Origin of the sequence: Catenuloplanes indicus, from assembly GCF_030813715.1 — a bacterium.
Classification (GTDB): Bacteria; Actinomycetota; Actinomycetes; order Mycobacteriales; family Micromonosporaceae; genus Catenuloplanes; species Catenuloplanes indicus.
This window is the reverse complement of record NZ_JAUSUZ010000001.1, coordinates 5,378,516-5,397,106: the sequence shown is the minus strand read 5'-3', so window position 1 is coordinate 5,397,106 and position 18,591 is coordinate 5,378,516. Positions and strand designations below refer to the sequence as shown.

Annotated in this window: 21 protein-coding genes; 6 read left to right on the top strand and 15 right to left on the bottom strand. The window is 69.9% G+C overall.

The features are described 5' to 3' along the window. The first annotated feature begins 74 nt into the window (after nt 1–74). Nucleotides 75–854, top strand: a complete 780-nt coding sequence (locus J2S42_RS24375; RefSeq protein WP_307242663.1) for a S1 family peptidase — start codon at nt 75–77, stop codon at nt 852–854. 46 nt (nt 855–900) lie between these two features. Here the strand turns inward: J2S42_RS24375 and J2S42_RS24370 are convergent, their stop codons facing one another. Next, nucleotides 901–1,914: a zinc-binding alcohol dehydrogenase family protein gene (locus tag J2S42_RS24370; RefSeq protein WP_307242662.1), complete on the bottom strand. Its 1,014-nt coding sequence runs from the start codon at nt 1,912–1,914 to the stop codon at nt 901–903. A 92-nt stretch (nt 1,915–2,006) separates the two neighbouring features. Between J2S42_RS24370 and J2S42_RS24365 the strand changes: the two genes are divergently transcribed. Beyond that, a complete protein-coding gene (locus J2S42_RS24365) occupies nt 2,007–2,372 on the top strand; it encodes a winged helix-turn-helix transcriptional regulator (RefSeq protein ID WP_307242661.1) in 366 nt (121 codons plus the stop codon). A gap of 193 nt (nt 2,373–2,565) precedes the next feature. On the opposite strand, the gene J2S42_RS24360 is transcribed toward J2S42_RS24365, so the two are convergent. After that, on the bottom strand, nt 2,566–3,993 hold the full coding sequence (locus J2S42_RS24360; RefSeq protein WP_307242660.1) for a DHA2 family efflux MFS transporter permease subunit: 1,428 nt from the start codon (nt 3,991–3,993) through the stop codon (nt 2,566–2,568). A 153-nt stretch (nt 3,994–4,146) separates the two neighbouring features. Between J2S42_RS24360 and J2S42_RS24355 the strand changes: the two genes are divergently transcribed. Together J2S42_RS24355 and J2S42_RS24350 are read left to right on the top strand one after the other, a co-directional pair. Continuing rightward, nucleotides 4,147–5,799 carry a sodium:solute symporter family protein gene (locus J2S42_RS24355; RefSeq protein ID WP_307242659.1) on the top strand — a complete coding sequence of 551 codons (1,653 nt, stop codon included), beginning with the start codon at nt 4,147–4,149 and terminating at the stop codon, nt 5,797–5,799. Nucleotides 5,800–5,813: 14 nt separating this feature from the next. Then, on the top strand, nt 5,814–6,080 hold the full coding sequence (locus J2S42_RS24350) for a hypothetical protein (RefSeq protein ID WP_307242658.1): 267 nt from the start codon (nt 5,814–5,816) through the stop codon (nt 6,078–6,080). Nucleotides 6,081–6,138: 58 nt separating this feature from the next. On the opposite strand, the gene J2S42_RS24345 is transcribed toward J2S42_RS24350, so the two are convergent. The 11 genes from J2S42_RS24345 to J2S42_RS24295 all read right to left on the bottom strand — a co-directional run bounded on the left by J2S42_RS24345 (nt 6,139) and on the right by J2S42_RS24295 (nt 15,367). Continuing rightward, complete coding sequence (locus tag J2S42_RS24345; protein ID WP_307242657.1) at nt 6,139–6,750, bottom strand: hypothetical protein; 612 nt, start codon at nt 6,748–6,750, stop codon at nt 6,139–6,141. Between the two features lie 178 nt (nt 6,751–6,928). Further along, entirely contained in the window at nt 6,929–7,414 is a 486-nt protein-coding gene (locus J2S42_RS24340) for a hypothetical protein (RefSeq protein WP_307242656.1), read from the bottom strand. Between the two features lie 8 nt (nt 7,415–7,422). Next, nucleotides 7,423–7,785: a response regulator gene (locus tag J2S42_RS24335; RefSeq protein WP_307242655.1), complete on the bottom strand. Its 363-nt coding sequence runs from the start codon at nt 7,783–7,785 to the stop codon at nt 7,423–7,425. Beyond that, nucleotides 7,782–8,264 (bottom strand): chemotaxis protein CheX, encoded by a 483-nt coding sequence (locus J2S42_RS24330; protein ID WP_307242654.1) that lies wholly within the window; start codon nt 8,262–8,264, stop codon nt 7,782–7,784. Before J2S42_RS24330 ends, J2S42_RS24335 begins: the two co-directional genes overlap by 4 nt. Next, nucleotides 8,261–8,647, bottom strand: a complete 387-nt coding sequence (locus J2S42_RS24325) for a response regulator (protein ID WP_307242653.1) — start codon at nt 8,645–8,647, stop codon at nt 8,261–8,263. Before J2S42_RS24325 ends, J2S42_RS24330 begins: the two co-directional genes overlap by 4 nt. Nucleotides 8,648–8,652: 5 nt before the next feature. After that, nucleotides 8,653–9,498, bottom strand: coding sequence for a CheR family methyltransferase (locus tag J2S42_RS24320; RefSeq protein WP_307242652.1), 846 nt, complete (start codon nt 9,496–9,498; stop codon nt 8,653–8,655). Beyond that, nucleotides 9,495–10,652: a protein-glutamate methylesterase/protein-glutamine glutaminase gene (locus J2S42_RS24315; RefSeq protein WP_307242651.1), complete on the bottom strand. Its 1,158-nt coding sequence runs from the start codon at nt 10,650–10,652 to the stop codon at nt 9,495–9,497. Before J2S42_RS24315 ends, J2S42_RS24320 begins: the two co-directional genes overlap by 4 nt. Before the next feature lie 118 nt (nt 10,653–10,770). Next, nucleotides 10,771–11,646 carry a hypothetical protein gene (locus J2S42_RS24310; RefSeq protein ID WP_307242650.1) on the bottom strand — a complete coding sequence of 292 codons (876 nt, stop codon included), beginning with the start codon at nt 11,644–11,646 and terminating at the stop codon, nt 10,771–10,773. 101 nt (nt 11,647–11,747) lie between these two features. Next, nucleotides 11,748–12,191, bottom strand: a complete 444-nt coding sequence (locus J2S42_RS24305; RefSeq protein ID WP_033346646.1) for a chemotaxis protein CheW — start codon at nt 12,189–12,191, stop codon at nt 11,748–11,750. 1 nt (nt 12,192) lies between these two features. Next, a complete protein-coding gene (locus J2S42_RS24300; RefSeq protein ID WP_307242649.1) occupies nt 12,193–14,607 on the bottom strand; it encodes a chemotaxis protein CheW in 2,415 nt (804 codons plus the stop codon). 61 nt (nt 14,608–14,668) lie between these two features. Next, entirely contained in the window at nt 14,669–15,367 is a 699-nt protein-coding gene (locus J2S42_RS24295) for a response regulator transcription factor (protein WP_307242648.1), read from the bottom strand. 189 nt (nt 15,368–15,556) lie between these two features. On the opposite strand from J2S42_RS24295, the gene J2S42_RS24290 reads away from it, so the two are divergent. Then, nucleotides 15,557–16,246, top strand: a complete 690-nt coding sequence (locus tag J2S42_RS24290) for a sensor histidine kinase (RefSeq protein WP_307242647.1) — start codon at nt 15,557–15,559, stop codon at nt 16,244–16,246. Here the strand turns inward: J2S42_RS24290 and J2S42_RS24285 are convergent, their stop codons facing one another. Then, nucleotides 16,247–16,714 carry a GGDEF domain-containing protein gene (locus J2S42_RS24285; RefSeq protein WP_307242646.1) on the bottom strand — a complete coding sequence of 156 codons (468 nt, stop codon included), beginning with the start codon at nt 16,712–16,714 and terminating at the stop codon, nt 16,247–16,249. 233 nt (nt 16,715–16,947) lie between these two features. On the opposite strand from J2S42_RS24285, the gene J2S42_RS24280 reads away from it, so the two are divergent. Beyond that, nucleotides 16,948–17,424, top strand: coding sequence for a CAP domain-containing protein (locus J2S42_RS24280; protein ID WP_307242645.1), 477 nt, complete (start codon nt 16,948–16,950; stop codon nt 17,422–17,424). Between the two features lie 75 nt (nt 17,425–17,499). Here J2S42_RS24280 and J2S42_RS24275 read toward each other — a convergent pair whose 3' ends face one another. After that, entirely contained in the window at nt 17,500–18,585 is a 1,086-nt protein-coding gene (locus tag J2S42_RS24275) for a UDP-N-acetylmuramate dehydrogenase (RefSeq protein WP_370879237.1), read from the bottom strand. Nucleotides 18,586–18,591: the final 6 nt, after the last annotated feature.

The following is an 18,591-nucleotide window of genomic DNA, read 5'->3' as shown; positions in this document are numbered from 1 at the left end:
AGGCCATAGGCTCCCCTGAATCCAATGAACCGGTTCGCCCACGAGGCTTACCGGAACGCGTCCGGGGAGGACACATGACTCGTTGGCGTAAGACACTCGGAACGGTGCTGGCGCTGATCACGGCCGTCGCGCTGGGCAGCACCGCGATGCCCGGCGTGGCGCAGGCCGGGCCGGACGTCGTCGGCGGCACGCGGGCCGCGCAGGGCGAGTTCCCGTTCATGGTGCGGCTCTCGATGGGCTGCGGCGGCGCGCTCTACACGTCGCAGATCGTGCTGACCGCGGCGCACTGCGTCGGCGCGACCGGCGCGAACACCAGCATCACCGCGACGCTGGGCGTGGTCGACCTGCAGTCCTCCAGCCGAATCACGGTCCGGTCCAGCTACGTCTACCGGGCGCCCGGCTACCGCAGCGTCACCACCGGCAAGGACTGGGCGCTGATCAAGCTGGCCTCGCCGGTCACCGGTCTGTCCACGCTGCCGATCGCCACGAACACCGCCAACAACTCGGGCACGTTCACGGTCGCCGGCTGGGGTTCCGCGACCGAGGGCGGCGCGCAGCAGCGGTACCTGCTCAAGGCGTCGGTGCCGTTCGTCAGCGACACCTCGTGCGCGTCCTCCTACACCGGCCGGTTCGTCGCCAGCGACATGATCTGCGCCGGGTACGCGCAGGGCGGCACGGACACCTGCCAGGGTGACTCCGGCGGCCCGATGTTCAAGGCCACCTCCACCGGCGCCCTGGTGCAGGTCGGCATCGTCAGCTGGGGCACCGGCTGCGCCCGTCCCGGCTACCCGGGTGTCTACAGCGAGGTGAGCACGTTCGCCTCTGCGATCGCCGCGGCAGCCGCGACGTTGTAAGGGCCTCGGAGGGCCGGCCGTCTCGGCGGCCGGCCCTCCGTCCGGTTCAGAACCCGCCGGACACGACCACCTTGCCGATCACCGAGCCGGACTCCACCAGCGTGTGCGCCTTCCGCAGCGCCGCCGCGCCGATCGGGCCCAGCTCCTCGGTGAGCGTGCTCCGCAGCTCCCCCGCGTCGACCAGGCGGGCCACCTCGGTCAGCAGCCGGTGCTGTCCGTCGTCGGCCGGCAGGTGCAGCGGCTTGGTGAACATCAGTTCCCAGTGCCAGCTGATGCTCTTCCCCTTCAGCGGCACGACATCCAGCGTCTCCGGGTCGTCGATCGCCACGATCTGCCCGAACGGCGCGGTCAGCCGCTCGTACTCGCTGATCGGCGAGGCCTCCGCGAACGCCGTGAACACGTGGTCCACGCCGCCCGGCACCAGCGCCAGCACCGCGTCCGCGAGCCCGCCGCGGTGGTCGACCACGTGGTGCGCGCCCATCCGCAGCGCCCACTCGCGCGACTCCGGCCGGGACGCGGTCGCGATCACGGTCAGCGCGGTCAGCCGCCGGGCCAGCTGGATCACCATCGAGCCGACGCCACCGGCCGCGCCGACGACCAGCAGCGTGCCGGTGCTGGCCGAGGTCACCCGCAGCTTCTCGAACAGGCTCTCCCACGCCGTGATCGTGGTCAGCGGCAGCGCGGCCGCCTCCGCGTGGCTCAGCGTCGCCGGTTTCGGCCCGGTCACCCGCTCGTCGACCAGGTGCAGTTCCGCGTCGCTGCCGGACCGGCCGATCGAGCCCGCGTAATAGACCTCGTCGCCGACCGCGAACCGGGTGACGTCCGGTCCGACCGCCTCGACCACGCCGGACGCGTCGAAGCCCAGCACACGCAGGCCGTCCTTCGGGTCCCCGCCGCGCCGCACCTTCGTGTCCACCGGGTTGACCGAGACCGCGTGCACCCGCACCAGCAGGTCGTGCCCGCGCGCCACCGGCACCGGCAGCTGCACGTCGACCAGGCTCTCCGGTTCGCCGGCCGGGAGACTCTTGCGGTACGCGACCGCGCGCATCGTTTCGCTCATGGACCGGACGGTATCCCCGGGGTAGTGGTTACCGTCAATGACCAGTAGTTACCGCTAGGAAACTACTACCCTTCGGGAACTATCCTGGCCGGATGCCCGCCAAGCCCCACGCCGAGACCTGCGGCCCGCGCGACGTCTACTCCGCCGCCTGCCCCTGCCGCGACATGCTGGACCTGCTGGCCAACAAGTGGAGCGCGCTCGCGCTCGGCGCGCTGGAGAACGGCCCGCAGCGGTTCGGCGCGCTCCGCGACCGGCTGCAGGGCGTCAGCCCGAAGGTGCTCACTCACACGCTGCGCGGCTTGGAGGCGCACGGCCTGGTCGACCGCACGGTCTTCCCCGCCGTACCGCTGCACGTCGAGTACTCGCTGACCGACCTCGGCCGCGACGCCTGCGCCCCGCTCGCGCTGCTGCGCACCTGGGTCGAGCAGAACATCCACCGCTTCCCGACCGCCGCCTAGCCTCCCCCGCAATTCCCACCCCGCCCCGCGCCCCGCCCACCTTTGCTCTGCTTACATCGCCAAAACCCACCAAACCAGACTGTGCGGTACGCCGGGGCGATCATCGTACCGGTGCGATTTGTGGCTTCTGGTCATGTAAGCAGAGCAAAGCGCGCGGGTGCGGGGGCTACGTGGGAATGCCGCGCGAGAGTTGTCAGGTGTGGACCGGGTCGAGAGCGGCGGCAACGCGGGCGGCGGAGGCCCTGGCGCGCGGTGTGGTGGTGGCGAGGCCGACGAGGAGCACGACGAGGCCGCCGGCGGCGACGACGAGGAAGCCGGGGCGGCTGGCGGCCGGGAAGTCCGCGGCGAGCGACGCGCCGGTCGCGTCGCCGAGGCCGGTGGCGACCACGGCGCCGATCACAGCCACGCCGAGGGACTGGCCGACCTGACGGCTGGTGGACGCGACCGAGGCGGCCAGTCCGGCCTGGGCGCGGGGCATGCCGGAGACCGCGGTGTTGGTGATCGGGGTGTTGAGCATGCCGAACCCGAGGCCGAACAGCGCGTACGGCAGCAGGATCCACGGCAGCGGCGTCGCGGCGGTGAACACGGCGAGCATCGCACCGGCCGCGGTCATCGAGACGCCCGCGACGATCAGGGGGAGCCGGGTGCCGCGCGCACCGACCAGCCGGCCGGCGATCGGCGAGAAGATGACGGTGGCGGCCGCGATCGGCAGCATCCACAGGCCGGCGTGCAGCGCGGACAGGCCGCGCACCTCCTGGAGGTAGAGCGTGCCGAGGAAGAGCATGCCGGCCAGCGCGGCGAAGCCGCTGATCGCGATGACGACCGCGCCGGAGAACGGCGCGCTGCGGAAGAAGCGCAGGTCGAGCAAGGGCTCGTCACGCCGCGGTTCGTAGTGGAGCAGTCCGGCCAGCGACAGCGCGGCGACGGCGAACGCGCCGGTGATGACCGGCGAGGTCCAGCCGAGGTTCGGGCCCTCGATGATGCCGAACGTGAGCGTGGCCAGGAACGCCAGCACCAGCAGCTGACCGGCCGGGTCCGGGCGGCGCGGATGTTCGGCGCGCGACTCCGGCACGTAGAGCGCGGTCAGCGCGATCGCGGCGATGCCGACCGGGATGTTGATCCAGAAGATCGCCTCCCAGCCGACGCTGTTGATCAGGATGCCGCCGAGGACCGGGCCGAGCGCCATGCCGAGGCCGCTGACCGCGCCCCAGACGCCGATCGCCTGGGCGCGTTCGCGCGGGTCGGTGAACGTGTTCGTGATGATCGACATGGCGACCGGGTTGAGCATCGAGCCGCCGATCGCCTGCAGCACGCGCGCTGCGATCAGCCACTCCAGGGTGGGCGCGAGACTGCAGGCCAGGCTGCCGAGCGCGAAGACGAGCAGGCCGGTCTGGAACACGCGCCGCCGTCCGACGCGGTCCGCGGTCGAGCCGGCCAGCATCAGGAGGCTCGCCAGGACCAGCGTGTACGCGTCGACGGTCCACTGCAGGCCGGAGACGGAGGCGCCCAGGTCGGCGCGAATGGACGGCAGCGCGACCTGGACGATCGTGTTGTCCAGGCCCACGATCAGCAGGCTCATGCAGCAGATCAGCAGGATCAGCAGGCGACGGCCACGCCCCATTTCGCCCCCTTTTTCGACCTCCGCAGCCTACCTAGCTCGTGATCAACTGACACGTGGTGCGCAACACGATCTCGCGCGTGTAAGCGCCGTTACCGGGGGGTAGTCCACGCCCCGGCGACCGGCACCCCACGCCGGCACCTGGGGAGGTGTTCCGTGGAGGAGCTAAGACTCGATCTTGGCATCATCGACTATCTGATTCTGGTGCTCTACTTCGGCACCGTGCTGGGCGTGGGCTTCGCGGCCCGGCGCGCGATCAAGACCAGCGTCGACTTCTTCCTGTCCGGCCGGTCGCTGCCGGCGTGGGTGACCGGCCTGGCGTTCGTCTCGGCCAACCTGGGCGCGCTCGAGATCATCGGCATGGCCGCGAACGGCGCGCAGTACGGCATGATGACGCTGCACTATTACCTGATCGGCGCCGTACCGGCGATGGTCTTCCTGGGCATCGTGATGATGCCGTTCTACTACGGCTCCAAGGTTCGCAGCGTGCCGGAGTTCCTGCTCCGCCGCTTCAACCGGCCGACGCACCTGCTGAACGCGCTGAGTTTCGCGGTCGCCCAGGTGCTGATCGCGGGCGTGAACCTGTTCGCGCTGGCGCTGGTTCTGGAGGCGCTGCTCGGCTGGCCGCTGTGGGTTTCCATCGTGGTCGGCGCGCTGATCGTGCTGGCGTACATCACGGTCGGCGGCCTGACCTCGGCGATCTACAACGAGGTGCTGCAGTTCTTCGTGATCCTGGCCGGCCTGATCCCGCTGACCGTGATCGGCCTGGTCAAGGTGGGCGGCGTGAACGGCCTGGCGGACGCGGTCCGGAACAGCACGCTCGGCGAGGCCGGGTTGCACACCTGGGCGAACACCGGCGGCTCGGACAACCCGCTGGGCGCGAGCTGGATCGGCATCGTCTTCGGCCTCGGCTTCGTGCTCTCGTTCGGTTACTGGACCACGAACTTCGCCGAGGTGCAGCGCGCGCTGAGCGCCCGGAACATGAGCGCGGCCCGGCGTACCCCGATCATCGCGGCGTTCCCGAAGCTGTTGATCCCGGCCGTGGTCGTGGTGCCCGGCCTGATCGCGCTGGTGACCGTGTCCGGGCTGGGCGCGGAATCCGGCGCGCTGCAGTACAACAACGCGATCCCGCTGCTGATGCGTGACCTGCTGCCGAACGGCGTGCTCGGCATCGCGGTCACCGGTCTGATCGCGTCGTTCATGGCCGGCATGGCCGCGAACGTCAGCGGTTTCAATACGGTCTTCACGTACGACATCTGGCAGGCCTATGTCCGCAAGGACCGGCCGGACGAGCACTACCTTCGGGTGGGCCGGATCGCCACGGTCTGCGGCGTACTGATCGGCATTGGCACGGCATTTATCGCTGCCGATTTCAGCAACATTATGAACTACATTCAAACCCTATTCAGCTTATTCAATGCACCATTGTTCGCGACATTTATCGTCGGCATGTTCTGGAAGCGCATGACCGCGCAGGCCGGTTTCTGGTCGCTGCTGCTCGGCACGCTCGCGTCGTTCACGGTCTACCTGCTCTACAAGGCCGGGACGCTGCCGTTCGGCTCCGACCTCGAGGAGAGCTTCTGGGGCGCCGGCATCGCGTTCTTCACCGTGGTCGTCGTCGCGCTGATCATCACGCCGCTGACCCGCCCGAAGTCCGACGACGACCTGCGCGGCCTGGTCTACGGCCTGCAGGGCACCGGCGGCGCCGGCGACGCGCTGGCCGGTGACGCCGCCTGGTACCGCTCGCCGGTGCTGCTGGGCGTGATCGCCCTCGCCCTGTCCGTGCTGCTCTACATCCCGATCTGGTGACGGGGGAACCCACGATGACCGACAACGAACTCGAACAGAAGCGCGCCTCGGCCGCCCGTACCTTCGACGTCCGGCGTGTGATCGGCGGACTCTTCACGCTCTACGGCATCATCGTCACCACCGTCGGCCTCTTCGACGGCCAGGACGAGATCGCCAAGGCCGAGGGCGTCCGGATCAACCTGTGGATGGGCCTCGGCATGCTCGCGCTGGGCCTGCTCTTCCTGGCCTGGCAGTGGCTGCGCCCGGCCGAGACCCCGGAACCACCGGCCCAGGAGCAGTAGATCAAAACCCGAGAGGCCCGGGACGGTACGTCCCGGGCCTCGCCGTGTGTGCGGCCGGTCAGACGCGTACGTCGACCAGGCTGCCGCTGCGCTGCAGGACCGAGGTCAGCTGCTCGGTGGTGACGCCCTTGGAGCTGGCCAGGTTGAGCAGGTCGGTGGCGCTGTGCACCTGCTCGCTGACCTCGTCGGTGGACATCTCCAGCAGATTGCTGATCCGGCTGAGCGACTCCGATTCCGTGGTCGCGCGGGGCGGGCTGCTGAGCCCGGGACCACCGAGCTGGCCGCCGGGACCGCCGCCCGGGCCGCCACCGGGACCGCCGCCCGGACCGCCGGCACCGGCGCCGCCCGGGCCGCCCGCACCGCCGGCCGCGGCCAGCGCGCCCGCGTTCGTCGCATTGGCCAGCGACTCCGCCAGCTCGGTGGCCTGCGGTGAGTTGGCCTTGTCCACCGGCAGACCCTGCTTGATCGCGGCGATCAGGTCGTCGTTCGCGACGCCCTGCGTCTCCGCGATGTCGGCGAGCGAGTTCCCCTCCTTCATCTTCTCCCGGAGGGTGTTGTTGTCCAGGCCGAGCGTCTTGGCGACGGTGGCCATCGGGTCGCGGCGCTCGACGCGGCCGCTGTTCGCGTACGCGGTGTTCGCCCCACCGCTGATGCTGCTGATGGAACCCATGTCGATCTCCTTCCGGACCGGGGGTAGACGGCCCGCTGTAAACCGGTTATCGGCCGGTTGCGACGGGATCCCAGGAATTCCGGACGGGGTGCGGCTCACGTCGTGATCGGGTGTCTCCTGTCCCGGAACGCGTCGCGCCGCCGGCCCCGTGCGGGACCGGCGGCGCGGGAGAACGGGGTCAGGCCAGCGAGAGCGAGAACGTGCCGCTGCCGTACCGCTGGATGTCGACCGTCAGGTCGATGCGGCGGCCGAGCGCGAGCAGGTGGGCCTGCGCGTCGTTCGGCAGCGACTCGCCCGGCAGGACGACGCGGTCGAGCTTGACGTGCGGCGCGCCCTCCTTGTTGAGCAGGCCGGTCAGGATGTTGCAGAGCTCGCCGACGTTCTCGGCCAGGTTCGGGTAGAGCTCCTTGTCGTCGATGGCGTCCTCCGCTCCGCCGACCGGCAGCAGACCCAGCGCGGCACCGGCGAACGCGGCGAGCTTCAGGTCCATCCCGAGGACGGCCGCCACCCGGTTGCTGGAGTCGACATAGATCGCCACCGTGGCGGTGGGCAGATCCTTCTGCGTCAGCGGATTTCCGATATTGACGGTGACCTCACGGCCCAGGGTGTCCCCGAGCATGTTGCGCACCGCGAGAGAGGCGGGAACTGCGAGAGTGTCAGACATGGCTCATATCATCCCAAAATTGGACTAAAGACCTCATCAAATCGTTCAGCTGTGAACGGCTTGATGATGAAGAACTCGGCACCGGCTGCTTCGGCCTGCTGCATCATCTCGGGCGTGCACTCCGAGGTGACGAAGCCGAACCGGACGTTGTTGCCGTTCGCGCGCAGCTGACGCAGGCACTCGACGCCGGTCATCTCCGGCATGTTCCAGTCGGAGATCACCAGGTCCGGCTTCTCCGACTGCACCATGTCGAACGCCTGCTTGCCGTCCTGCGCCTCGACCAGGTCGTGCCCGTCGAAACCGGCCTGCCGCAGCGTACGGGTGACGATCTGGCGCATCACCCGGCTGTCGTCAGCGATCAGGATCTTCATGCCGCCTCGCCTCCGTCTCCGCGGCTCTGCCACATGGTGATGACGAACGGGTCGCCCATCCAGGTGCCGGCCAGCTGACAGACCGGCTCGGCGGACGGGTAGTGCGGGGCCTCGCCGGTCACCACGGTCGGCAGCGAGACGAAGCAGCCGGGCGGGAGCATGCTCTTCACGTTGCCGCCGACGATGTTGGCCAGCTCGCCCAGCACGTCCATCATGTCGGCCTCGCCGACCTCGTCGACCTCCATCGCCAGGAAGGCGGCCGAGCAGTTCTTCGCGGCCGGCTCGTTGCAGGCGACGACCACGTGCCCGTGCCAGGTGCCGGTGATCGACACGGACGCGTGCATGTCGGTCTTCATGCCGTCGATGTCGTCGTACACCGGCAGCAGCGGCTCGATGCCCTCGGGATCGAGGTACGACGACCACACCTGTTCGACGATCTCCTGCAGGTCTTCGACCCGAAGTGCAGCTACATCACTCATGAACTCGCTCCCTGAGGGACGAGGCCCAGCAGGGCCAGCTTTTCGATCATGGCGCCCGCGGTGAACGGCTTGATCACGTATTCGTGCGCGCCGGCGGCGAGCGCTCGTACGATCTGGCTCTGTTCGCTCTCGGTCGTGACCATGACGAGCGTCATCTCGCGGTACTTCGGTTCCTTGCGGACCGCGGTGACGAACTCGAGGCCGTTCATGTTGGGCATGTTCCAGTCAATGAGCGCCAGTTCCGGCGCCTTCTCCATGCTGTTGAGCAGGTCGATGGCGGCCTGCCCGTCCTCTGCCTCCACCGCGTCGAAGCCGATCTGCCCGACGATGCGGCGCAGGATCAGACGCATCGCCCGGGAGTCGTCGATCAAAATCGCCTGCACGTGGCTCACCCCTTCCGTGCGGTGCCGGCCGGCACCGCGGACTTGAGTCGGTACGCCGACGTGCGCCCGGCTACGACCCGCTCATAGTTGTCATCGATGCCGATTGTTGTCTCGGCGGCTCCCAGGAAGAGCCACCCGTCCGGCCGCAGCATCCGGCCGATGTTGCGCAACACGGTGCGCTTGGTGTCCACGTCGAAGTAGATGAGCACGTTGCGCAGGAACACGACGTCGAACGGCGGCATCGGCGGCAGCGGCGCGGTCAGGTTCAGCCGGGTGAAGGAGACGTTGCGCCGCAGCGAGGGCGCGATCCGCCAGTGCGCTCCGGCCCGCTCGAAGTAGTGCACGAGCTGCGCGGCCGGCAGGCCCCGGTTGATCTCCACCTGGCTGAACTCGCCGGCCTCGGCCCGCTTGATCATCTCGGTGGAGATGTCGCTGCCGACGATCTCGTAGTTCCAGCCGGCCGGCAGCGCCTGCTGCAGCGTGATCGCCAAGCTGTACGGCTCCTGCCCGCTGGAGCACGCGGCCGACCAGAAGCGCAGCTTGCGACTGGTCGCCCGGGCGCTGATCAGATCCGGCAGGATCTGCTCGGTGAGGGCGGTGAACGGCTCACGGTCCCGGAACCAGGACGTCTCGTTCGTGGTCAGCGCGTCCACGATCATCCGCTGGTGCGTGGGATCCGGACGGCGCTGCATGTTCGCCAGGAACTCGGTCACGCTGGCCGCGCCGACCTGCCGGGCGACCGGGATCAGCCGTGCCTCGACCAGGTATTCCTTGCCCGGTGCCAGCACGATCGACGCCTCGCGTCGCACGAGCCCAGCGACGAATGAGAAGTCTTGTTGAGACAGTGTCATCGAGTCACCACCTTCGGCCGAGCCGTGCGGCCGGCGTTCACACGAGAGGTCAGGTACGGGCCGATCTGGTCCAGCGGCAGCACGGTATGGGCGAGGTTCGCGGTGACCACCGCGCCGGGCATTCCCCACACCACCGAGGTCGCCTCGTCCTGCGCGACGATCTCGGCGCCGGCCGCCCGGAGTTCCTGGCAGCCATTGCGGCCGTCCTGACCCATGCCGGTCAGGATCACGGCGAGGGTCGAGCCGCCGTAGGCGCGGCCGACCGCTCGGAACATCACGTCCACGGCGGGCCGGCATGAGTTCTCCGGTGGCGCCGTGGACAGCTGGGTGACCACGCCGGTTCCTCGTTTGACCAGGACGAGGTGGCGATCGCCGGGAGCGATGTACATGGCGCCCGGCTTGAGCGTCATGCCGTCCGTCGCCTCGACGACCTGGATCGCGTTCGTGCGGTCCAGCCGTTCGGCGAACATCTTCGTGAAGACCGGCGGCATGTGCTGGGTGACCACCACCGGCACCGGCAGGTCTCCGGGGAAGGACTGCACCACCCGGGCGAGCGCGTCCGGGCCGCCGGTCGAGCAGCCGACCGCGATCAGGTCGATCCGGCCGGTGGGCGCCCCGGGACCGCCGTGCGGGGCCGGGCCGCCGGCCAGCGGCGGCAGTCCGGGGCGGCCCATCGGACCGCCGGGACGGACCGGGGCCATCGGGGCCGTCGGGCGGGCCGGTGGCCGGCCGGCCATCGGCGGTCCGCCGCGGCGTCCGGCCAGCGCGTGGATCTTCGGCACCAGCTGGTCGCGTACCGCCTGGATGGAGGCCTGCACGCTGCCGACGTTCGCCGGTTTGGTGACGTAGTCGGTGGCACCGGCGGCCAGCGCGTCCAGCGTCGCGGTGGCGCCCGCAGCGCTGAGCGTACTGAACATGATCACCGGCGTCTTGTGCCGTTTGCGCAGCTCCCGGACCGCCTCGATGCCGTTCATCTCGGGCATCTCGATGTCCATGGTGATGACGTCCGGCTTCAGCTGGTCGATCTTCGCCTGGGCCAGACGGCCGTTGGAGGCGGTGCCGACGACCTTGATGTCGGGCATGCCGTCGAGCGCGTCCACGATCAGCCGGCGGACGACCACTGAGTCGTCGACCACCATCACTGCGATCGTCACTTCCTCGCCTCCCTGCGCCACATCCGGTGGGTCTGCGCGCTGTGCGCACCCCACCCGCAACCTTGAATCGACCCCACCGCGACCGAATTGAGGCTTTCTCGCAACGGGGATATAACGGTCAGGACAGCCATGCTGGCCCCAAAGCGGCTACGACCGGGCTCAGCAGCCGGTGCGCGGTACCGGTGTCCAGCAGGTCCCGGACCACCAGCGCCTGGACCGCGCCGCTGAGCATGTTCCAGACGCCGCCGGCCCGCGCGGACATCGGCACCGCGGACGTGTCGATCGCCTGCACCAGCAGCAGCTGGGCGGCCGCGGCCGTGCGGATCCGGTCGGACAGGTACGCCGCCCAGGACGCCGAGTGCACGGCCGGGGACCAGCCGCCGGAGTTCACCCGCGCGTCCTCGCCGGAGCGGATCAGCCGTTCCACGTCCGACCCGGTCAGCGAGCGCAGCCGTTCCAGCAGCGAGGAGACCACGTAGTGGTGCGGGCCGAGGTCGACCGGCGGGCCACCGGGCAGCCGGCGGACCGCGGCCACCCAGCCGGCGCCGAGCCGGCGGCGCACCGTGTCGTCCAGGACCTCGCGCAGGTACGACGCGACCACCGCGTCACAGAGCAGCGCGGTCGCCTTCTCCGCGACGTCGTCCTGGCGGGCGCCGCGGCCCTTGCCGACCCAGGTCCAGGACATCACGTCGTAGCGCACGCAGGTGAGCAGCGAGTCGACGCTGCCGATCGGCGCGCGCTCGACCATGGTGAGCGCGGCCGCGGAGTCCGCCATGTCGGACAGCCCGCGCAGCGTCGGCACCTGGCGTGCCGCGCTCTCCACCTCGAGCCAGAGCGGCGCGCGGATCTCCTCGCTCGGCAGCGTGCCGGCCAGCACCGGCAGGTCCTCCCGGCTCAGCCGCAACGCCCGCAGCAGCACCTCGGCGGTGGCGGCACCACCGGCCAACCGGGTCAGGTCGAAGCCGAGCACGGGCGCACTGACAAGGCTGTACACGAGAAATCAGCACCCGGCCTTAAACAGCGAACCCTCGCACCCATCGCCCGCCGACGGGTCGGCGGCACGGGGGTGCGAGGGTCCGGAGATGATCACTGGCCCTAGCTCACGGCCGGGGTGCGGTAGGTGTCAACTGCCTGAGCCACGTTGAGCGCCAGCATCAGGCGGCCTTCCAGCTTGAACGTGCCGACGACCAGCTCGCGGGTCGGGCCGTTCAGCGTGTCCGGCGGCGGTTCGAACGTGGCCTCGTCCAGGTCGACCACCTCGCCGATCTTGTCGACCAGCAGGCTGACCGGCTCCTCGTCGCCGCGCAGGATCACGTTCATCACCGGGCCGTCCAGCGACTGCCGGGGCAGACCCAGCTGCACCCGCAGGTCCACCGCCGCGATCACCTGGCCGCGCAGATTGAACAGCCCGCCGACCGCGGACGGGGCCAGCGGCACCATCGTGTACTCGTTGTAGGAGAGCACCTCCTGCACCGTGTGCACCTCGACGCCGAAGAGCTGCCCCGCCACCTCGAACGTGGCGAATTGTCGGGTCGCCATCTCAGGCCTCCACCAGCATCTCGTCCTCGTGCAGGTCGCTGTAGAAGTTCGGGTCGGCCGCGACGATCGCGCGGCGGACGTCGAGCAGCTCGGTGACCCGCTGCTGGATGACCGCGGTGCCGACCAGGCCGTCGTCGTCGACGTTCCGGCGGGCGGTCATCGCGTCCTCCACGATGTCCACGATCTTGTCGACGACCAGCGCGACGCTGCGCTCGCCCTCGCTGTAGACCACCACGGAGACCGTCTCGCCGGTCTCCTCCGGCATCGCACCGAGCAGGTACGACAGCCGGACCAGCGGCAGGATCTGGCCGCGGTACTGCACGACCTCCCGGCTGCCGGCGTGCTCGATCTTCGCGATCGGGAACTCCTCCAGGCGGGTGACCGTGTCCAGCGGGATCGCCACCCGGCGCTCGCCGACCGCGGTGACCAGCAGGCGCTCCGCGTTGTCACTCGGGCCGCGGCTGTCCCGCGCGCTGATGCTGGAGTCGCGCTCCGAGCTGGTCGCCAGGTTCGACCGGCGGGCCAGCGACGCGACGTCCAGGATCAGGCCGACCTTGCCGTGGCCCAGGATGGTGGCGCCGGCGTACAGGCCGACGTCCTTGAACCGCGAGTTGAGCGCCTTGACCACGACCTCCTCGGTGTTGAGGACGCGGTCCACGACCAGGCCGAAGCTGCGGCCGTCGGCCTGCAGCACCACGATGTAGACGCCCTGGTCGCCGCCGACCGGCAGGCCGAGCGTGCGGTCCAGGCGGACCAGCGGGAGCAGCTTGCCGCGCAGCCGGTAGACCGGCGCGCCGGACGCGTACTCGATCTTCGTCGAGTTGCCGTCGATGAAGACCAGTTCCAGCACCGAGGCCTGCGGCACCACGTACCGCTGGTCGGCGCAGTCGATGGTGAGCGCCTGGATGATCGCCAGCGTCAGCGGGATGGTGAGGCGCCAGGTGGTGCCCTTGCCCGGGATGGAGTCGACGCCGACCGCGCCGCCGACGCGCTCGATGTTGGTCTTCACCACGTCCATGCCGACGCCGCGGCCGGAGACGTTGGTGACCTTCGCGGCGGTGGAGAACCCGGGCTGGAAGACCATCGACATGATCTCGCGCCGGTCCATGTTCGCGATCTGCTCCGGCTTGGCCAGGCCGTTCTCCACGGCCTTCTTCGCGATCCGCTCCACGTTCAGGCCGGCGCCGTCGTCCGCGACCTCCACCGTGACGTGGCCGCCCTCGTGGAACGCGCGCAGCGTGAGCGTGCCCTCCGGGCCCTTGCCGGCGGCGAGACGGGTGGGTACGTCCTCGATGCCGTGGTCGACCGCGTTGCGGACCAGGTGGGTCAGCGGGTCCTTGACCGCCTCCAGCAGCGTCCGGTCGAGCTCGGTCTCCTTGCCCTCCATGACCAGGTTGATCTGCTTGTCCAGCGCCTTGGAGAGGTCCCGGACGACTCGCGGCAGCTTCGACCAGATGTGGTCGATCGGCTGCATACGGGTCTTCATGATGCCCTCTTGCAGCTCACTGGTGATCAGGTTGAGCCGCTGGGCGCTGCGTACCATCGCCTGGTCGCCGGTCTCGGCCACGCCGCGGACCAGCTGGTTGCGGGCCAGCACCAGCTCACCGACCAGGTTCATCAGGCCGTCGAGCAGGTCGACGTCGACGCGGATCGCGCTGTCCGCGACGCTGCGCTTCGGCGCCTGGTTCTGCACGGCGTCGCTGACCGCGGCCGGTGCGGTCTTGCCCTCGTCGAGCAGGATCGTGCCGAGCTTGCGCTCGTCGCCCTCGATCTGCTGCTGCAGCGCGGAGGCGACGTCCGCGGTGGTGGCGGCGCCGGACTCGACCAGCTGCTCACCGATCGGCTTGCGCTGCTCCTCGATCGGCTCCGGGGTGGGGCGCTGCTCGCCGGACTCGTCCGATGCGGCCTCGTCCTCGAACGCGGACGGCACACCGGCCGGCGCCTTGGGCTTCTCGGCCTCGGCCTCGGCCGGGGCTTCCTCGGCGGCGGGCTTCTCGGCGGCCGGCTTGGCCGCGGCGGGGGCGGCGCCCGGCTCGGCCATCTGCGCGTTGACGGTGGCGATGATGCCGTCCACGTCGACGTCGCCCTCGGCGCCGGTCTCCTCGATCGTGGCCAGCAGCGCTCGGACGCCGTCCAGCATCGCGAGCAGTGCGGTGATGGTCTCCGCGGTCACCGGCTGCACACCGTCGCGCAGTCGCGACAGCAGCGACTCACCGGCGTGGGTCAGGGTCTCCAGCCGAGAGAACGCGAGGAATCCGCTGGTGCCCTTGATTGTGTGGATCGTCCGAAAGATGCGTGAGATCAGGTCACGCGATCCGGGGTCCTGCTCCAGCGACACGAGGTCCCGGTCCAGTTGGTCCAGGTTCTCGTGGCTCTCCATCAGGAACTCGCCGACGATCTCGCCAAGCTCTTCCACAGGCTTCCCTCCTGCTCCGGTGCAGGAGCCCTATCGACCGAAAAAGGACGTACTTGAGGAATCAGGCATCGGGGTTGGCCTTCCGGTACCGGTAGCCGAAACCTCGTACCGATTCGATGGGTGACTCTTCGGGGTCGGACCAGCCGAGCTTGCGGCGCAGGCGCAGCACGGCGAACTTCACCCGCTCCTGGCCGATGCCGGTCGGGTCGTCCCACGCCTGGGTCAGCAGCTGGTTCGGGCTGAGTACCGCGCCGGCGTGCCGGACGAGCGCGTTCAGCAGACGGAACTCGGTCGGCGTGAGCCGGACCTCCTCCCCCTTGACGTACACGCGCCGCCGGGTGGGGTCCAGGTGCACGACGCCGTCGTCGTAGACCTGGCTGGCCCAGCTGTTCTGGCCGGACGACGAGCGGCGCAGCAGCGCCTCGACACGGGCCAGCAGTTCCGCGTTCGCGAACGGCTTGGTGAGGTAGTCGTCGGCGCCGCCGCGCAGGCCGCGCACCTTCTCCGCCTCCTGGCCGTGCGCGGTCAGGACCAGCACCGGTACGTCCGAGACGTCCCGCAGCCGCTCCAGCACCTGCCAGCCGTCCATCTCCGGCAGTCCCACGTCCAGGACGACCAGATCGGGCTTCTCCGTGTAGGCCTCGCGCAGTCCGCTACGGCCGTCGGAGGCGTGTGAGATGTCATACCCGGCGCGACCGAAGAGCATCCGCAGAGCCAGCGCGATGTCCGGATCGTCCTCGACGACCAGAAGCTTGCTCACCGGATCGCCCCCGCCCGGGCACACATGGGTCCCTGCATTAGCCCACCCCCTGAAGCATCGTCCAGAGCCGCCCATATGGCATGAATCGGTTACGATGCCTATAAGGTGATATTAGGAGCAAAAAACCGAACAGTCAGAGTTTATCGTGGGAAGTCACTGCTTGCGCCCGCATCCGAAACAGGACCGCTCGTGAAAACCGCACCGGAGCCCGAATCACGGGATGCATTCAAGGCCCAGTTCCTTGCCGTCGTCTCGCACGAGTTGCGGACGCCGCTGACCTCCATCGCCGCGTTCACGGAGATGCTGTCCGGCGTCGACCTGCCCGAGGGGGAACGTCCCACCGCGCTCTCCGTCGTGCAACGAAACACCGAGCGCATGCTGGTGCTGATCGAGGACCTGATGCTGCTCTCCCGCCTGGAGTCCGGTGACCTGCCGGTGCAGTCCGAGCCGGTCGACCTGGCCCCGGTGGTCACCGGTGCCGGCCGCGAGGTCGAACGGGTGGTGCCGACCGCGGCGGTGCGCGGCACGGTGAAGCCCGGTCCACCCGTCCCGGGCGACGCGGACCTGCTGCACCAGTTGTTCTACGCGGTCACCGGCGCGATGACCGAGCGGGCGCTGGACGGCACCGGCGAGATCCACGGCGCCTGCTTCGGCGACCACTGGACCGTCACGATCCGCAGCACGCAGGCCGAGACGCTCACCGACGAGTACTTCCTGGCGACCTCGCTGCCGGTGCCCGGCGGCGGCCGTACCCGCAGCCTGGCGCTCTGGATGTTGCTGGCCCGGGCGATCGCGCACCGGCACGGCGGGGCGGTGTCGATCGGCTTCGACCCGCGGACCGGCGCCGCGATCACGGTGCGGCTGCCGACCGCCGGGTAGTCAGATCAGCGCGGAGGTGCCGTGCACCACGCACCGGTTGCGGCCGCCGTCCTTCGCCGCCTCCAGTGCCTCGACCGCGCGCGCCACGAGTGACTGCCAGTCCTCGGAGCCGTTCCACAGCGCCACGCCCGCGGAGAACGTCTGCGCGGCCGGGGTGGCCTGCTGCAGTCGCGCGATGATCCGTTCCGCCGCGCGCAGCTGCACCCGGCTGAGTATCACGCCGAACTGCCCCTCGCCGTACCGGACGAGCAGGTCGTCGGGGCGCACATGGGCTCGCCAGGCCTCGCCGGAGTCCAGGAGCAGCTGCTCGGCGGCCTCCCGTCCGTGCTCCGCCTGGTAGGCCGCGAAGTGGTCCAGGTCGAGCAGCACGATCACCAGCGGGTACCGGCCGCGGTACGCGGCGGTGACCCGACGCTCCAGCTCCTCCTCCCACGCGCTGCGGTCGATGGCACCGGTCGGGGCGTCCATAACGGCGAAACCTCCTGTCGTACGGCGCAGGCCACCGGCCCGGACCGCCTCATACCCGCCGTATCGGCGTGCGGGAGTGGTTCCTGAGCGGTCGGGTTGCCGAACGGTGGTGGATTACCGCACCCGGCCGGGAACCGAGCGCTCACCGCATAGCACCAGGTCGATCTATCAAGGCGTGGCACACCCGGCCGAACTTGACCGGCGTAAGCAACGCCGACCGAAAGGCCGACTCCTTGCGCAAGCTGGTCCGTTCCGCCGCCCTGACCGCCGTCACCGCCGCCCTCGCCATCGGTGGCACCGCCACCACCGCGACCGCCGCCGTCACGCCGGCCACCACGCTGGAGGCCCAGGTCGTCACCGCCACCAACACCGCACGCGCCAAGGCCGGCTGCAAGAAGCTGATCATCTCCCCCGCCCTGACCAAAGCCGCCCGCGGCCACTCCTCCGACCAGGCCAAGCACGGCTACTTCTCCCACACCGGCCGCAACGGCTCCACCTTCACCGCCCGCGTCAAAGCCGCCGGCTACGCCCCCGCCGTCGGCGAGAACATCGCCTGGGGCTACGGCGACACCACCGGCGTCATGACCGGCTGGATGAACAGCCCCGGCCACCGCAAGAACATCCTCAACTGCAAAGCCATCAAGATCGGCGTCGGCGTCGCCCGCGACACCAAGGGCACCATCTACTGGACCCAGGAATTCGGCGGCTGACCACACACCTCCCTCACCCCCCGTTGATCAAGGGATCGGCATCCTCCGGGACGCCGATCCCTTGATCTGTTTCGGTCAGAGGGTGCAGCCGACCAGCACCGGCTCCGGGTGCAGCACCACGCCGAAGCGGTCGCGCACGCCGTCGCGGATCTCCCGCGCCAGGCCGAGCAGCTGCGCGGCGCTGCCGGAGCCGCGGTTGGTCAGCGCCAGCGTGTGCTTGGTGGAGATGCTGACCGGCACGTCACCGCCCGGGTAGCCCTTGCCGAACCCGGCCCGGTCGATCAGCCAGGCCGCGCTGACCTTCACCCGGCCGCCCTCGCCGGGCCAGCCGGGCGGCTCGGTGGCGGAGACCTCGCGCAGTTTCGCCCAGGCCGCGGCGTCCAGCACCGGGTTGGTGAAGAACGACCCGACGGACCAGGTGTCCCGGTCCTCCGCGTCGAGCACCATGCCCTTGCCGGCGCGCAGCGACAGCACGGTCTCGCGCGCGGCGGTCAGCGGCACCCGGTCACCCTGGGACACGCCGAGCGTGCGGGCCAGCTCGGCGTAGCGCACCGGGCCGGACTCCGCGGCGGGGCGCAGCCGGAAGTCGACGGAAAGCACCACGTACCGATCGTTGTGCTTGAAGATGCTCGCGCGGTAGCCGAAGCCGCAGTCGGCGGCCGGCATGTCGCGGACGACGCCCTCGGACCGGTCGTAGACCGTGACCGACGAGATCGTCTCCGCCACGTCCTGCCCGTACGCCCCGACGTTCTGGATCGGGGTGGCGCCGGTCGAGCCGGGGATGCCGGAGAGGCACTCGACACCGGCCCAGCCGGCCGCGACCGTCTCGGCCACGAACCCGTCCCACGGGTGCCCGGCCTGGACCCGGACGATCAGCTGGTCCGGGCGGCGGCTGATCACCTCCACGCCCCGGCTGCGGACCAAAATCGCGGTGCCGGTGAATCCGTCGTCCCCGATCACCACGTTGCTGCCACCGGCCAGCAACAACAGCGGGTCACCCGTTCGGCCCGCGGTCCTCGTCAAATCGACCAGTTCATCCGCATTTTCGGCGGAAACCAGCCGTCTGGCCGGTCCGCCCAACCGCAACGTGGTGTGCGGAGCGAGCGAACTGGGGACTGTCGACCCTGCGACGGTGGGCGAATCAGCGCTAACGTCGTGCACGCCCTT

What these genes read in the sequence shown, in the direction of transcription:
- J2S42_RS24375 (WP_307242663.1), top strand. Translation starts at nt 75, where the DNA reads ATGACTCGTTGGCGTAAGACACTCGGAACGGTGCTGGCGCTGATCACG.
- J2S42_RS24370 (WP_307242662.1), bottom strand. Translation starts at nt 1,914, where the DNA reads ATGAGCGAAACGATGCGCGCGGTCGCGTACCGCAAGAGTCTCCCGGCC.
- J2S42_RS24365 (WP_307242661.1), top strand. Translation starts at nt 2,007, where the DNA reads ATGCCCGCCAAGCCCCACGCCGAGACCTGCGGCCCGCGCGACGTCTAC.
- J2S42_RS24360 (WP_307242660.1), bottom strand. Translation starts at nt 3,993, where the DNA reads ATGGGGCGTGGCCGTCGCCTGCTGATCCTGCTGATCTGCTGCATGAGC.
- J2S42_RS24350 (WP_307242658.1), top strand. Translation starts at nt 5,814, where the DNA reads ATGACCGACAACGAACTCGAACAGAAGCGCGCCTCGGCCGCCCGTACC.
- J2S42_RS24345 (WP_307242657.1), bottom strand. Translation starts at nt 6,750, where the DNA reads ATGGGTTCCATCAGCAGCATCAGCGGTGGGGCGAACACCGCGTACGCG.
- J2S42_RS24340 (WP_307242656.1), bottom strand. Translation starts at nt 7,414, where the DNA reads ATGTCTGACACTCTCGCAGTTCCCGCCTCTCTCGCGGTGCGCAACATG.
- J2S42_RS24335 (WP_307242655.1), bottom strand. Translation starts at nt 7,785, where the DNA reads ATGAAGATCCTGATCGCTGACGACAGCCGGGTGATGCGCCAGATCGTC.
- J2S42_RS24330 (WP_307242654.1), bottom strand. Translation starts at nt 8,264, where the DNA reads ATGAGTGATGTAGCTGCACTTCGGGTCGAAGACCTGCAGGAGATCGTC.
- J2S42_RS24320 (WP_307242652.1), bottom strand. Translation starts at nt 9,498, where the DNA reads ATGACACTGTCTCAACAAGACTTCTCATTCGTCGCTGGGCTCGTGCGA.
- J2S42_RS24305 (WP_033346646.1), bottom strand. Translation starts at nt 12,191, where the DNA reads ATGGCGACCCGACAATTCGCCACGTTCGAGGTGGCGGGGCAGCTCTTC.
- J2S42_RS24285 (WP_307242646.1), bottom strand. Translation starts at nt 16,714, where the DNA reads ATGGACGCCCCGACCGGTGCCATCGACCGCAGCGCGTGGGAGGAGGAG.